Origin of the sequence: Haloarcula amylovorans, assembly GCF_004681185.1 — an archaeon.
Lineage (GTDB): Archaea > Halobacteriota > Halobacteria > Halobacteriales > Haloarculaceae > Haloarcula > Haloarcula amylovorans.
The window spans coordinates 1-14,958 of the sequence record NZ_SRIF01000018.1 but is presented as its reverse complement, the minus strand read 5'-3'; the positions used below and the strand labels follow the sequence as shown (position 1 = coordinate 14,958).

Sequence of the window (14,958 nt, the reverse complement as noted above, 5' to 3'; positions counted from 1 at the left end):
CCTCAGACAGGGCGTCGGCTGGCAAGACGGCCTCGTAGGCAACGCAACCGTCCCGACAGACCTAGACTCCCAGGCCGGGTATACACTCATCTCTGAGGAACCAATCGTCGTCGACGACCTCCGCACTGAAGACCGGTTCAGTGGCCCCAATTTGCTTGTCGAGCACGACGTGGTCAGCGGCATCAGCGTAATCATCGGCACCGTCGATGAACCATGGGGCATCCTCGGAACACACACGACTGAGCGCCGGGAGTTCACCGAACACGACGTGACCTTCGTCCAGAGTGTGTCGAATCTCCTTGCCGCGGCCATCGAACGCCATGAATACCAAAACGAACTCGAAGCGACGGTTGCGAAACTCCAACAGTCCCATACGCGGCTTGAGAGTTTTGCCAGCATGCTCGCACACGAACTTCGGAATCCAGTGACGATTGGCCAGATTTACAGCAGGCAACTGCCGTCAGAGGCAGCCCCAGAGGCAGTTGCGTACGTCACGGAAGCCTTCGACCGGATTGAGGACATGATTGATGTCATGTTGGTGATGACGCGAGGCCAAGACGCTGTTGGAGAACGGAATCCGCTTTCGCTGGCAGACGTGGCACAAGACGCGTGGGACGAGGGGGGCACGCCGGAGGCGACACTCGACATCGAACTTGACGGTGTGATACAAGCAGACGAGACGTATCTTCGACATCTGTTCAGGAATCTGTTCGAGAACGCAGTTCAGCACGGGGGCAGAGATGTGACTGTGGAAGTTGGGGAGTTGGACAACGGGTTTTACGTGGCGGATGATGGTGTTGGGATTCCAGGTGAACATCGAGACGTGGTGTTCGATACGGGATTCACGACGGCAGGCGACAAAGGCGGCACTGGGTTGGGACTGGCGTTTGTGCGAGAACTTGCGGATGTCTACGAGTGGACGACGACAGTAACTGCGAGTACAACTGGTGGAGCCCGATTCGAGTTCAGGGACGTTGACTTTAGGGAGAGTAACTGAGCAATTCGCAGGCTCAATTTCACGGCCCGTTCAGCTGCTCTCTGCTGCAATCTTCATGTCTAGATTGCTCAGTACATACGTATAATGTGTGATCGGTTCAATACCTCTCCTGTAGAATTAGCACCTCAAATTGGTCAATACAGATGAAATAGATAACGCTCACTACAGAGGGTGTCTGTATCACTGGGTCTCCAACTGATGCATTCGGTGAACACTTGATTCGATTCTGGATGGGTAGGTGTACGGCTCGTGAAGAGATTACTTGCATTCAACACAAAAGCATGCTGCAGTCACAGTCTATTGTTGATACTCGCTCACGCAGAAGCCGTTCCCCTCGGGATCAGACATCACTGTCCAGGTTGCCGTGTGCGTTTCGTACTCTTCGGTCTTGGTTTCGCGGACAGACCCACCGAGGTTACAGAGTTGTTCGACTGTCTCCTCTCTATTCTCGGTTGAGATATCAAGATGGATTGGGAGGTCTCGCTCCGTTCCTTTCGGTTGTTCTTTGAACAGCAGATTTGGGCCGTCTCCTGGAAGGTCAACGATTTCCGGTTCAAGCGATTCTGGCAGCTTTCGTCGTTCACCACCGAGAGCGACTGACCAGAACTCTGCCAGTTGTTCCACTTCATTACAAGCGAAGGTAATAAATTTGAGTCTCACCATGCATTTCAGTTATGCTGCGGTGGGTAAAAACACCTATTGGATACGGAAAGTACTGCCACAACTGTCAATAGAAATCTATTCTTAGTGGCTATAATTTCCCAAGCTTTCGTGGGCCTACGCGCACCTAGTATTAGTTTGACTTGTCTTCTGCCCTTTCCGTGACCGATGTGCGCTCTCTATTCAGCACAGCTCTCTGAACACCACTGGGCTCTGACAAGGTGGCCAGCGGTCAATAAGCACGCGCACCTAACGGGAATTACAGACTGCAGTCCGTGAATAGAAAGATGCCATCGTGCTGAACCTTTCCTCTGTATCGGTCACGCCGTTACTGACAGTCACAGAATAGTTCGCAAAGCCGATACTGCATACAGGTTGGATAGGTATCGGAGTGGCTCTGTTGAAACCCTCTTGCCGTCTTACTGAGACGGAGTGGTTTCCCTTTCACGCCATTGGTGCGTTCAATCGCGATTAGAAAGGCCCGTACGCTCCTCTTGTAAGAATCCTATAGGTACAATACTGTACGAAATAGAGAGTCATCTGATTTCCCAGGTGAATTCGTCAGATTCGCTCCGTCGTTACTAGGTTAGTTTTGGTTACCCCGCCCCCGCCCCCGTTCGCTGTCACCGTTGAAGAACAGCTGTACCTTCCGATCTTCGTCAGCGGGAATGTGAACGAGCACTGTATCTTCTTCAGCGCTATACGCAAAGGACTCGGGGACGTCCTCGACGTCGTCGGCGTCGACCTTCTCGTACTTGCTGGAAGCCGCCTGGACTTTCCGCGGCGCTTCCGAGCGGTCGAGGTTCAGTAGGTACGACGACAGCTCCGAGTCCTCGTAGTTCTGCACGCCGAGTTCCCGCTCGAACGTGACGACGCCGCCGTTGTTAGCTGACACGGTGAAATGAGTGACGTTGTACTCGCCGTCCTGGAACGCACGGGTCTCGCCGTCGTCCTCGTAGAACGAGTAGCTGGCTTCGTCGTCGAGGTAGGTGCGCAGCTCCAGCGTCGGCAGTGGCTTCTCTCCGGTGTACTGTTGGACCTCGCGCATAGGGACGATTGAATCTTTTCGGACGTAGATTGGCAGGTGGTCGATCGGGGCGTCCACCGTCTTCCATTGGCCGCCCTCGTGGATCTCGTTCGTCCAGAAATCCACCCAGCGGTCGCCCGCGGGGAAGTAGACGTCCCGTTCGATTGCACCCTGCTCGACGACTGGCGTGATCAACACGTCGTCGCCGAAGAGGAACTCGTCGGAGATGTTCCGGACCTCCGGGTCGTCCTGGTACTGGTAGACCAGCGGCTGGAAGACCGGCTTGCCGTTTTCAGACGACTCTTCGAACTCGTTATAGAGGTACGGCATGAGCTGGTAGCGCAGCTCGGTGTACTTCTTCGTGATTTCGATCCCCTCCTCGCCGTACGTCCAGGGGTGCTGGTTGCGCGGCTGGTCCTCGCCGACGAACAAATGATCGATGGCGTGGTTCCGGGAGTAGGGGTAGAACGCGCCGAGTTCCGTCCAACGCTTGAACAGCTCTGGGGTGGGACGAGCGGAGAAGCCACCGACATCACTCCCAACAAACGGGAGCCCCGACAGTCCCAGGTTCATCAGAATTGGGAGCGACTGACGCAGGTGCAGCCACGTGCTGACGTTGTCGCCGGTCCATAACGCCGCGTAGCGTTGGCCGCCGGCGTACAGGTTTCGGTTCAGCGTGAAGGGTCGCTCGTCAGGACGGTAGTGGTCAAACGACGCCTGGGCTGCCCGGGCCATGTCGAAGCCATACAGATTGTGATACTCCTCGTGGAGCATCGTGTCCGCACCAGTGCCGTGGACGTTGTCCACCGGCATCGTGAGGTCGTACTTCGGGTTGTTCGTGTTAAACACGGCGGGTTCGGCCATGTCGTTCTTGATTCCGTCGATGCCGGCGTCGAACAGTGCGTCGTGTTTCCGGGCCCACCACTCCCGGACCTCCTCGCGCGAGAAGTCGGCCCACACCGCTTCGGGCGGCCAGATCTCTCCGACGAACGGGTCGCCGTCGGCATTTTTCACCCAGTAGTCGTTTGCCTCACCCTCAAGGTAGGGCCCGTACGGCTCCCCGTCAACCTCCTCGACCACCGCGACCCCGGGGTTGTTGACGCCGACCGTCTTGAGTTCGGGCATCTCGTCGGTGAGCGTCTCGATGGCGTCGCGGTATTCGTCCTCCCAGGTGTAGACGCGGAAGTCGTCCATGTACTGGATGTCGAAGTGCATCGCGTCCAGCGGAATCTCCTCCTCGCGGTAGCGCTGGGGCGTCTCGACGAGTTCCTCGGGCGAGTAGCGGAATCGACTCTGGTGGAAGCCGATTCCCCACTTCGGCGGGAGGTCGATCGTTCCGGTGAGGTCGGTGTAGCGGTCGAGGACCGCTCCGATATCGGGCCCGTACGCGAAGTAGTACGTCAGCTGGCCCCCGTTGGCCAGGAACGAGTAGTAGTCCTCGGAGTCGGTGGCCATCTCGAAGACCGAGTGGTAGGGGTCGTCGAAGAAGATACCGTACGCACCGGCGTCTTTCAACCCGACGAAAAACGGCACCGACGTGTACATGTAGTCGTTGTCCGGAGTAAACCCGAACTGGTCGGTATTCCAGTTCTCGAGTGTCTCACCCCGCTTGTCGATATCGAGACCGGGCTGTTCGCCGAAACCGTAGAACGCCTCGTCCTCGTCGGTCTTCTTGTACGCGTAGGGCTTGCCGTCCTCGTAGCCCGCCGACCCGTTCTCGAGGTAGTCCTCGTTGATGACGGTTCCGTCCTCGTCGAGGAACGTCACGCCGAAGAGGTCCTTGTTGACCTCGACGGTGATCGTCTCGGTATCGATCGAGAGGGTCTCGTCGGTCTCGTCGACGCTGAAGCTCGGCGCATCCCACGCGTCGAGGCCGTTCGCGATCCCGCGGGACTCGTACTCCTCCTCGCCGGGCTCGACGACCGAGACCCGCGCGAGATCGTCCGCGAACAGTCGGATATATCCTTCGTGGCTGCCCAGATCGAGCCGGAGACCGTCTTCGAGTACCTCGTGGTCTTCAACGACCAGTTCCATGAGGCCGTCCTCGTCTACTTCGGGCTCGTAGTGGATCGACGAGTCGTAGTGGTCGGCACTGGCGGTCCCAGAGGCGAGCGCGCCGCCCGTGAGCAATGCGGCGGTCGATTTCAGCACGGTACGTCGGTTTGTCGAAGGTCCTACGGTGCTCCCACTGGCCGGCCTGTGCGGGTTGGCGACGTCCGGGTAGTCGTCTGCGGTTGGATCGTGTTTACGTGTCATAGTTTGCTACGTCGGTCGAAGAATTTCGTGTCGATATCCTGCGACCGGTCTAAAATATTGTGTGCGATACCCCGTGGCGGACTTACTGCCCGCGTCCGCGGCCGTTGCCGCCGGCGTTGCCGCGCCCCTGGCCGTTGAAGAACAGCTGCACCTTCCGATCTTCGCCGGCCGGGATGTGGACCAGCACTGCGTCCTGTTCGGGGTCGTACGCGTATGATTCGGGCGTGTCCTCGACGTCGTCGGCGTCGACCTTCTCGTACTTGCTGGAAGCCGCCTGGACTTTTCGCGGCGCTTCCGAGCGGTCGAGGTTCAGCAGGTACGAGGAGAGTTCGGATCCCGCGTAGTTCTGCACACCGAGTTCCCGTTCGAACGTGACGACGCCGCCGTTGTTAGCTGACACGGTGAAGTGAGTGACGTTATACTCGCCGTCCTGGAACGCACGGGTCTCACCGTCGTCCTCGTAGAACGAGTAGCTGGCTTCGTCGTCGAGGTAGGTGCGCAGCTCCAGCGTCGTCAGCGGGCGCTGGCCCGTGTACTGCTGGACTTCGCGCATCGGCACGATCTCGTCTTTCCGGACGTAGATTGGTAGGTGGTCGATCGGGGCATCCACCGTCTTCCACTGGCCGCCCTCGTGGATCTCGTTCGTCCAGAAGTCGACCCACCGGTCGCCCGCGGGGAAGTAGACGTCCCGTTCGGTCGCACCCTGCTCGACGACCGGTGCAATCAGGACGTTGTCGCCGAAGAGGAACTCGTCGGTGATGTTCCGGACCTCCGGGTCGTCCTGGTACTGGTAGACCAGCGGCTGGAAGACCGGCTTGCCGTTCTCGGACGATTCCTCGAACTCGTTATAGAGGTACGGCATGAGCTGGTAGCGCAGCTCGGTGTACTTCTTCGTGATTTCGATCCCCTCCTCGCCGTACGTCCAGGGGTGCTGGTTGCGCGGCTGGGGGGAATCGTGCGTGCCGCCTTGGCCTGCCTCGCTCTCCCTGTTGTTCCGGTGAGTGTCAGTGTGGTTCCGGTAGAACGGGGTGAACGCGCCCATTGCAATCCAGCGTTTGAACAGTTCGGGTTCTGGCCGCTGGGAGAAACCGCCAACGTCGTGGCCGTTGAAGGCCATACCTGAGAGGCCCAGGTTCATCATCATCGGGAGCTGCATCTGGAGATGTTCCCAGACACTGACGTTATCGCCGGTCCAGATCGCCGCGATTCGCTGCCCGCCGGCGAAGAGGTTCCGGTTGAGTAGGAACGGCCGCTGGTCGGGCTTGAAGAGGTCATATGCCTCGCGGGACGCGCGGGCGTAGTCGAACCCGTAGACGTTATGATACTCCTCGTGGAGCATCATATCACCCTCGTCGTCTGGGCCGTGCTGGTTATCGACCGGCATCGTCCAGTCGTATACGTCCTGACCGCTGAACACGGCCGGTTCACCCATGTCGTTTTTGAGCCCGTCGAAGCCGAGATCGAAGAACATGTCGTGCATCTCGGCCCACCAGGTACGGACGTGGGGCTGCGAGAAGTCTGGCCACTTCGCACCGGTCGTGTACGGCTCGGGAGCGTTCCCGGGCCAGACCGGGCCGACGAAGTCGTCGCCGCTCCCGTCTCTGGTCCAGACGTCCTGTTCGTTTCCGGTAGTGTAGGGTTCGTACTCCTCTATGTCGCCGTCGCCGTCGACGTCGATTTCTTCGTCCACGGCGACACCGGGGTCGTTGACGACGACCGTCTTGAGTTCGGGCATGTCCTCGGTGAGCGTCTGAAGGGCCTCCCGGTTCCCCTCGTTGATGGTGAACACCCGGTAGTTGTTCATGTACTGGATGTCGAAGTGCATCACGTCCAGCGGGATCTCCTCCTCGCGGTAGCGCTTGGGAACCTCGACGGTCTCTTCCGGAGTATACTCCCACTTTGACTGGTGAAGCCCGAGACTCCATTTCGGCGGGAGCGGCGTCGTCCCCGTCAGGTCTGTGTACCGGTCGAGGACGTCGGAAATCTCCGGTCCGTTGGCGAAGTAATACGTCATCTGACCACCGTCGCCGACGAAGTAGTAGTAGTCCTCGCCTGCCTCGGTGTCGTAGCTCGACCCCGAGGCGTCGGGATCTTCAGGCGTGTGGAACACCGTGTGATGCGTGTTGTCGAAGAAAATGCCGTACGCACCGGCGTCTTTCAGCCCGACAAAGAACGGGATCGACGAGTAGACGTAGTCGCTGTCCGGTCCGTAGCCGTACTGGTCGGTGTTCCAGTTCTCGAGTTTCTTGCCGCGTTGGTTGAGCGTAGGTTCCGGCTGTTCACCGAAGCCGTAGAACGCCTCGTCCTCGTCGGCCTTCTTGTACGCATAGGGTAGCCCTTCGCTGGGTGATGGGTCGGGAACCTCCCGCTCGGTCGACGGCGAGTATCCCGCAGACCCATTCTCGGTGTAGTCTTCGTTGATGACGTTCCCGTCTTCATCGAGGAACGTCACCCCGAAGAGGTCCTTGTTCACCTCGACGGTGATAGTCTCGGTGTCGATCGAGATGTGATCGCCGTTATCCGAGACGCTGAAACTCGGCGAGTCCCACTCGTCGAGGCCGTTCGCGACCCCCCGCGACTCCTCGACCTCCTCATCTGGGTCGACAATCGAGACGCGCGCGAGGTTGTCACTGAACAGGTGGATATGCCCCTCGTGACTGCCTAAGTCCAGCCAGATACCCTCGTCGACTACTTGATGGTCCTGAACGGAGAGTTCCATCAAGTTATCTTCGTCCACCTGCGGTTCGTGGTGGATTTTCGCACCAAAATCGTCTGCCAGAACAGAGTCTGCCGACGCTGAGGCAAGCGCCCCACCTGTTAGCAGTGCAGCTGTTGATTTTAGCACTGTACGACGGCTCGTAGTACGTGGTATCCTATTGACCATGCAATTGCGAATTACTACAATACGAGTTAATTCTTTTGTGAGGTTTGAAGTGTTTTTACAACATGACTAAATTTGAATATGTGGCGAATTGGCGGCTATAATCTAACTATGCTAAAACACCCTCGCCAGAATCAACCATCGGTGAGATTTGAATAGTACCTTCTAATGTTGTATAAAATGGTCTAATGGCAATTCTTTGACTAGAATATCGTCTCCCCAGCCATCTCCTCACGTTCGCGGAACAGTTGGTGAATGTACAATTTGTGGGTGTTAGCGACTGTTCTTGTCTCAACTGATAGCATTGGAACGAACCCACCGATTTCGACAGAATATGGCTAGTGTCTGATTAACTCTGGCCGGAAGTACCGGTCAGAACGCCGATAGTGAGTGGTCAGACTCAGGATCTCCGCTGAGTCAGCGGCGATTGATGGGTGTGTTGGAGCGGTATGGTGCTCGCGAGCGACAGCGATAGCTCTCCAGAGCCACACTATCGATAGCTAGTTTTGTGATAGCGAAACCGCTGACGACTGCAGCAGTGGACATCCAATCTACCCTTGTATCGACACCAGCGTTTTCTTGGTTCTAGGCAACTGTGATCGCGCTCTTGATTGTGGCTGTGATGGTGACAGCGGCACTGGGGTTGGACTAAGTGACCGTTGTATCGGCTCTCTTGGCTCAGGAGAGGATAGAATGACCGACCAGCGGACTACGATTACCAGTCGGATTCACACGCCAGCCACAGCGACGCTCGTAGATATCGGGCTAGTTGGTGGGATTGGGCTCGCTGTAGTAGCGATTCACGTCCTGCTGCCACCAGCCATGCACTCGCAGTTGGCGTTCAAGTACCAGCACCCAGCTGTGCTGTCGGTGTTTACGAGTGCGTTCGTCCATCATAGTACCAGCCACCTATCATCGAATCTGGCTAGCTATGCCATGGCTGCGGGCATGACGTATCTGCTGTCTCGGCTGGCTGGCCAGCATCGCTGGTTCCGCAGGACAGTCATCGTGCTCGTCATGGTGGTCCCAGTCTTGGTGACTTCGACCAGCTGTCTGGCCCTAACGAGCCTTCAGCCTGGAATCGAGGGAGCCGAACGTGGGTTCTCTGGTGTCGCTGCTGGATTCGTCGGCTTTCTCTTCGTTGCGTTGCTCGTCTGGCTGGAGAGGCGGTACTCACGTGAGATTGTGTGGTCGCTTGGTCCGATGATCTTCATCGGGTTGCTGCTTGAGATTGCGGTCATCTATGCGCCGGGTGTGCCGGTCACCATCATGGGCCTGGGTCTGGTTGGCATCGCGTTAAGTGGGTGGCAGCTGGTCGGAGAGATTGCTTTGCCAGTGGCGGTCGACTCTCAGTCGGATGTGGTTCTGGAAGTCGGGTTCGCTGGTCTCGTCGTTGTGTTACTCGGGCTCTTTGTTCTCATGTTGTTCCCGGCAGATCTCGTCCAGCAGGGGACGACGACGAATATCATCAGGCACGGCGCTGGATTCATCTACGGAATGTTGCTATCTGGACTCTCGTACCGGTTCTGCAGTTCGCTTAGTCGACCAGTGTTCCTTGGAAGTCTCTGATACTGTTGAGTCGTAACATAGGAGTAGCGGTGTGAAGTGGAAGGACATTCAGCAATTTATCCCCTTAGAATGGTTTGTATTGGATATAGTCCGTCAAAAGAAAGTGTTCTTGCACCCATCCCAACCTTCGCTACGTATTTGAACCGGTACGGGAAGTAACGCCGACCGGACGGCGTCGCGCGGCCGAACGGCTCGAGCCAGTCTCTACTCTCGCTCCTCCAACTGTTCGTCGGTATCTCTCTCGTGGATCCGCACCGTCACGATTCGGGCCCCCTCGACGCTCGTCACCTCGGCGACGTGACCGGCGATTTCGACGCTGTCGCCAACTTCCGGCGTACGGTTGAGTCGTTCGAGCACCAGTCCGCCGATGGTCTCTACCTCCTCGCTCTCGAAGCCCGCACCGAGAGCGTTGTTGACTCTCGACAACGGGACTCTTCCGTCAACGTCGTACCCCCCGTCGTCGCGCGGGCGAATCGAGGGTTCGCGCTCGTCGAGGTCGAACTGGTCTCGGAGGTCTCCGACGAGGGCCTCAACGAGATCTTCGACCGTCACCATCCCCTCGAACGCTCCCCACTCGTCGATGACTGCGGCCATCTGTTGGCGGTCCTCCTTGAACTGCCTCAGGAGGCCGCCGATCGTCATCGTCTCCGGGACGACGAGAATTTCGCGGGCGACGTCGCCGACTAATTCGGCGTCTCCGTCGTCCACCTCCGCTCGTAGCACGTCCTTGACGTCAACGAATCCGACTACTTGGTCCCCGTCGTCGGCGTCGAGAACCGGGTAGCGCGTGTGGCCGGCGTCGAAGACGATGGACTCGAGCTCCGACAGCGCGGCGTCTTCCGGAACGCTCACCACGTCCGGTCGCGGAACCATGACCTCCCGCACCACGATATCGTCGAGATCGAACACGCGCTCTATCATCTTCACCTCGGCCACGTCGATGTCTCCTTCTTCACCGGATCGGGTGAGTACCCGGAGGAGTTCCCGTTCACCGAGCGTCTCGTCCGACTCGGAGGCGGGCGGCACGCCGATCGACCGCGTGAACGCGTTGGCCGCCCCGTTGAAGACGACGATCCCTGGATAGAGGAGGTAGTAGAAGAGCTTCATCGGCGGGGCGAGGAACAGCGAGAGTCGCTCGGTCTGGGCGATTGCGAGCGTCTTCGGCGCGAGTTCGCCGAAGACGACGTGGAGGAACGTGATGATACTGAAGCCGATAGCGAAGGCGACGAAGTGGAGCGTCCCCTCGGGGAGAATCGGAGCCAGTACGGGTTCTATGAGCGACGCCACGGCGGGTTCGCCGACCCATCCCAGTCCCAGCGACGCGATGGTGATGCCGAGTTGCGTCGTCGCGAGGTAGTTGTCGAGGTTCGTCATCACCTCTTGGAGCGTCTCCGATCCGGTTCGCCCCTCTGCGGCGAGCTGTTCGACCGACGTTCCCCGAATCCGGACGAACGCGAACTCCGAGGCGACGAAAAAGCCGTTCAGAACCACGAGAAACAGCGCGACGAGGACCTGTGCCGCCGAGAGCACGACGTCTACCATCGGTGCTTCCGAGACGTACCGTCGCTCAATCGTAGCGTGTCCATACCGGTTCCTCTCGTTCCATCTACTAAAAGCATTAAATAGTCCGCGGACGATTGCCCGCAGCTACTGTGCCCAGCCAGCCCGTTCGAGATACTCCGGTAATCGGGAGAACGTGAGCCCGTGTTCTGCTTGGAGTTTGTCGATCGGCGATTCGTACCCATGCTCGTTGAACCATTCGAACATCACACGGTACTCTTCGCCGCCTTGCTCCATCATCTCCGCAAAGTCGGCCGGTGAGACATGGTGGGCAGTTACGTCGGCATCAGTAACATCCCCCATTCGGATGGCTGTCGCGGTAAGTGTGAGCTCGACTATTCGGAAGCACTGTACCGCAGCCAGCAGTTGACATGGCTGCCATCGTCCCAAGAGTTGCAAGCATTCGTCGTCGAGACGGTCGGTTTTCTTGGGGAGGGGCTGATGAGGGGTTGGAGGGCATTCATAAATCAGTAGGTTCTCCAAGAGAAATAAATTCCGGGCAACGTACAGTAAGCAATGAGCAGGCTCATTCACTCGGTTCATCCGATTAATCCCTGCTGCAATCATCGCACGTAGACCGGTCACTATAGAGAAAACATGTACAAAATGAGATAAAGTCTGACATATGGAATTGTCCCAGCGTTCGGTCCTCCAGCTTGCAAGTATTGGTGTCGGCATGAGTGTTACAGGGTGTTCAACGATAGTACCCTCAGGAGACGATTCTAATGCACCTTCTGGCATAACCACTCCCAATGAAGTAGATGCTCAGACTAACGACTCAGAATCAATCACAGCGAGTCCAAGTGCCGTAAGATCGCAATGTTTGCCAGGTGATATTATAGGGTACATTGATGTAATGAAGATGAATAATTCCTCATGTAATGATAATACAATTTATTATCAGAATAGTAGTTTATCTCAAGTAGATCAGCTAACGTCTGCCCTCAACAAGGCAAGCCGCTCAGAGAAAACAGAATTACAGATATCAAAAAAGACTATGCAAGGTTTGAAAGAGAGATTACAAGATGACTATAACATATCTAGTGACCGGTTTTATATAGAATACCAATCTTCGAACTACAGGGTTACACTTGTGCATCAAGGATAATCTCAGTTTAATCCGTACAATAGAAGGAGTGTAGTGAACACTACTGGAATGGTCCTGTTCAAGAGTTATTGACCGGGCCGTCAACGCTAACAACGGTCGAAACCACCATCTGGACGGTCTCTGAGACATGGGGGAGTGGGTCGGAAAGGCGGATATTCGACCCGGTCGACCGTGAGAACAGGTCTATCGCGACTGCTGGAGCACTCGTCGGCCGTGCGATTGCATGGAGGAGGTCACCCGAGAGTGGCCAGTGAACACGGGCCGGTGTGAACTCAAAATCCGGCGTCGTGCCCTCGGCCAAGTACTCGACGAGCGCTCGTGGGAAGTTCATTCCCGATACAACGCCAAGTGCCATCGACCCCCAGAATTTCGGATTACACTCTAACAAGTGGGGATTCCCCTCGGCGTCGTTCTTGAACTCGAGCATGACGACGCCGTTCCAATCAAGCGCGGACAGTATCGGGTCGGCGTAGTCGTACAGTTCAGGGTCAAGGAGTGACTCCGCACACACGCTCTTGCCGCCTGAGGGTGGTGACTCACGGATGCGACGATGGGCGTAGTGACCGTAACACGTCCCATCAATATAGAGGCCGAAGAACCCACGTCCACGACCATCGAGATATTCCTGGTAGATCGGATCGGATTCGTGTGTGGATACATACGTCGAATAGGCTGCCCGGAGTTCACGCGGGGAATCGATGTACCGGAGAAACCGTGGCTCTGTCTCACTGCCTGTTTTAAACACGCCTGACTCCCCGACTATCTCGACAGCGTGTGGTATGTCGCTGGACGAGTGGATGCGGACGGATGTCGGTGTCGGGATTCCGATATCGTCGGCTATCGAGTAGAGGTCGTGTTTGTCGATAGCTCGGCGGAGCGACGTTTGTGGGGGGAGAATCGGGTCGAGCGGGACTGGAATCTCGTCGCGATGCTCAGAGACAATTTCGGTTGTGCGACCGCTGACGGGGAGGACATAGTCGTAGCCGTCCGCCTCAACGATAGCGGCCAGTCTGGCGGCGTACTCCGCAGGCTTGTCGGCTCGGAAACGGTGGGTACGAGCGGTATGCCGCGACATGGCAGCGATTGAACCAGGATATTGAGCAACCGTCCCGATGGCGTCGGCAAGAGGGTGGATCGCGCGGATTACGGTTAACGACTTTTTTTTCGAATCCATCGGTAACCAACACGTCCATACGACTATATAGCTCACAGTAGACGGTTTGTAATAGCGGACTTATATGGAATAACCGGTAGTGGAATCTTTGTACAGTCGAAAATAGGCATGGACAACCGATAACTAATCTCCTGAGCGATACTCGGTTGGATATCGCGGGTACCCACTGGTTGTCGGCACCCATATAGGGAGACTCCACCGTCGATACACGACAGTTGGGGCGTCATTACTTTGTGTCACAGACAGGATGGAGTGGCTGATGAATGTCCTCCATCTCGTGACCCATCGCTCGTCGTTCTTTGATCGGCGAATAGAGAGTCTTCGCGAACGGGGACACACGTGCGATGTTGTTACTGTCCCTGGTCGCGAACTCGAGAATCGTGCCGAGCGCAAAGCAACGACCCGCTCATTCCAGCACTATCTCCGATTTTATGGGCGTGTCCTCTCGGCCGCCCGAGATTCTTATGACATTGTCCACGCACACTACGGTCTCACGTCACCGTTCGCACTCACACAGCCACACCGCCCGGTCATCCTCACGTTGTGGGGGTCAGACCTGTTCGGGGACTTCGGGTGGCTCACCGAACGCTGTACCCGACTAGTTGACGAGACGGTTGTTATGAGTCGCGAGATGGTGACCCACCTTGATGTAACAGCGACAGTGATCCCACATGGGGTTGATCTCGACCTGTTCAAGCCGATGGACCAGCAGACAGCCCAGCGTGAAGTCGACTGGGACCCTGCGGCCGCGCACGTTCTCTTCCCATATACGCCTTCTCGGGCAGTGAAGAACTACCCGCTCGCCGAACGTGTCGTCGAGCAAGTTCGGTCCCGAATCGACCGTGATGTGCAGCTGCAGACCGTCTATAATGTGGAACTAACAGACGTGCCTGTCTACATGAATGCGGCTGACGCGTTGCTGTTGACTTCTCACCGCGAGGGATCGCCAAACACCGTCAAGGAGGCGCTGGCGTGCAACCTTCCAGTGGTCGCAACGGACGTTGGTGACGTTCGTGAACGAGTGGCCGAGGTCACGCTGTCGGTCGTCTGTACTGACGATACTGAACTCATCGTGGAGTTGGCACGCGTACTTGACCAAGATGAGCGGTCTAACGGTCGGTCAGTCGTCCGCTCTCTAAGCGTTGAACGGATGGCCGAGCGTCTGGAAGCAGTATATCGTCAGGCACTGGCGGGGTAAGTTGCAACGTCTCGAAACAGCGATATCCACTCTCACGAGCCACTGTTCGGTCTTAATTCAGCACTTGAATCCAGTTAGCAACTATATAGATTCACCGATTACATAAATACAAACTAAGTAAAATGTCTATACAGATTATTTTTAATTTCTGGTACTCGCAACTTTTCTAGCACGTCCTCTACAGAGGGCGGAGTTGGAAACTATTGGCCAACATACCAAGGACGCCGCAATGATTGTATGAGGAGATTCAGGAAGTGTGGAAGTCTATGGAGCTATTTTTCTCCATGAAAGTCATGTGACGGCAATTGTTTACGAAGAAGATGGCTGGCGTATTCTCGATCGACGTGGACGGCCAGCCCCACCGCCTGCCTTTGAGAAGCAGATTCATGACTGGGCAACAAAGTATCCAGATCTCACGATGCTCCGTTGAGAGGCACTGTCTAGTTAGCGGAAATTGAGGAACGAGCAGTTCGTTGGTTTAGGTGTCTATGCTCAACCAAGAACTGCTCAAAGAGACGTTAGAGACGG

Annotated in this window: 9 protein-coding genes; 3 read left to right on the top strand and 6 right to left on the bottom strand. The window is 56.7% G+C overall.

The genetic code is table 11. The features are described 5' to 3' along the window. On the top strand, window positions 1-997 hold a 997-nt coding region (locus E4S61_RS24925; protein WP_135306482.1), incomplete at its 5' end, for a sensor histidine kinase. A 297-nt stretch (window positions 998-1,294) separates the two neighbouring features. On the opposite strand, the gene E4S61_RS24920 is transcribed toward E4S61_RS24925, so the two are convergent. The 3 genes from E4S61_RS24920 to E4S61_RS24910 all read right to left on the bottom strand — a co-directional run bounded on the left by E4S61_RS24920 (window position 1,295) and on the right by E4S61_RS24910 (window position 7,824). Next, window positions 1,295-1,660, bottom strand: a complete 366-nt coding sequence (locus E4S61_RS24920) for a VOC family protein (protein WP_135306481.1) — start codon at window positions 1,658-1,660, stop codon at window positions 1,295-1,297. A 583-nt stretch (window positions 1,661-2,243) separates the two neighbouring features. Further along, the gene (locus E4S61_RS24915; RefSeq protein WP_135306480.1) at window positions 2,244-4,940 is read right to left on the bottom strand and encodes a glycoside hydrolase family 31 protein; all 2,697 of its coding nucleotides are present in this window, start codon (window positions 4,938-4,940) and stop codon (window positions 2,244-2,246) included. Window positions 4,941-5,022: 82 nt separating this feature from the next. Beyond that, the gene (locus E4S61_RS24910; protein ID WP_135306479.1) at window positions 5,023-7,824 is read right to left on the bottom strand and encodes a glycoside hydrolase family 31 protein; all 2,802 of its coding nucleotides are present in this window, start codon (window positions 7,822-7,824) and stop codon (window positions 5,023-5,025) included. A 690-nt stretch (window positions 7,825-8,514) separates the two neighbouring features. On the opposite strand from E4S61_RS24910, the gene E4S61_RS24905 reads away from it, so the two are divergent. Beyond that, window positions 8,515-9,390 (top strand): hypothetical protein, encoded by an 876-nt coding sequence (locus E4S61_RS24905; RefSeq protein ID WP_135306478.1) that lies wholly within the window; start codon window positions 8,515-8,517, stop codon window positions 9,388-9,390. Window positions 9,391-9,594: 204 nt separating this feature from the next. Here the strand turns inward: E4S61_RS24905 and E4S61_RS24900 are convergent, their stop codons facing one another. The 3 genes from E4S61_RS24900 to E4S61_RS24890 form a co-directional block, all read right to left on the bottom strand. Beyond that, the gene (locus tag E4S61_RS24900) at window positions 9,595-10,932 is read right to left on the bottom strand and encodes a hemolysin family protein (protein WP_135306477.1); all 1,338 of its coding nucleotides are present in this window, start codon (window positions 10,930-10,932) and stop codon (window positions 9,595-9,597) included. A gap of 105 nt (window positions 10,933-11,037) precedes the next feature. Continuing rightward, a complete protein-coding gene (locus E4S61_RS24895) occupies window positions 11,038-11,253 on the bottom strand; it encodes a hypothetical protein (protein WP_135306476.1) in 216 nt (71 codons plus the stop codon). Window positions 11,254-12,116: 863 nt separating this feature from the next. Continuing rightward, window positions 12,117-13,133 carry an ATP-grasp domain-containing protein gene (locus E4S61_RS24890; RefSeq protein ID WP_135306475.1) on the bottom strand — a complete coding sequence of 339 codons (1,017 nt, stop codon included), beginning with the start codon at window positions 13,131-13,133 and terminating at the stop codon, window positions 12,117-12,119. 346 nt (window positions 13,134-13,479) lie between these two features. On the opposite strand from E4S61_RS24890, the gene E4S61_RS24885 reads away from it, so the two are divergent. Beyond that, window positions 13,480-14,430 (top strand): glycosyltransferase, encoded by a 951-nt coding sequence (locus E4S61_RS24885; RefSeq protein WP_342447943.1) that lies wholly within the window; start codon window positions 13,480-13,482, stop codon window positions 14,428-14,430. The last annotated feature ends 528 nt before the right edge of the window (window positions 14,431-14,958 follow it).

What these genes read in the sequence shown, in the direction of transcription:
- E4S61_RS24920 (WP_135306481.1), bottom strand. Translation starts at nt 1,660, where the DNA reads ATGGTGAGACTCAAATTTATTACCTTCGCTTGTAATGAAGTGGAACAA.
- E4S61_RS24915 (WP_135306480.1), bottom strand. Translation starts at nt 4,940, where the DNA reads ATGACACGTAAACACGATCCAACCGCAGACGACTACCCGGACGTCGCC.
- E4S61_RS24910 (WP_135306479.1), bottom strand. Translation starts at nt 7,824, where the DNA reads ATGGTCAATAGGATACCACGTACTACGAGCCGTCGTACAGTGCTAAAA.
- E4S61_RS24905 (WP_135306478.1), top strand. Translation starts at nt 8,515, where the DNA reads ATGACCGACCAGCGGACTACGATTACCAGTCGGATTCACACGCCAGCC.
- E4S61_RS24900 (WP_135306477.1), bottom strand. Translation starts at nt 10,932, where the DNA reads ATGGTAGACGTCGTGCTCTCGGCGGCACAGGTCCTCGTCGCGCTGTTT.
- E4S61_RS24895 (WP_135306476.1), bottom strand. Translation starts at nt 11,253, where the DNA reads ATGGGGGATGTTACTGATGCCGACGTAACTGCCCACCATGTCTCACCG.
- E4S61_RS24890 (WP_135306475.1), bottom strand. Translation starts at nt 13,133, where the DNA reads ATGTCGCGGCATACCGCTCGTACCCACCGTTTCCGAGCCGACAAGCCT.
- E4S61_RS24885 (WP_342447943.1), top strand. Translation starts at nt 13,480, where the DNA reads ATGGAGTGGCTGATGAATGTCCTCCATCTCGTGACCCATCGCTCGTCG.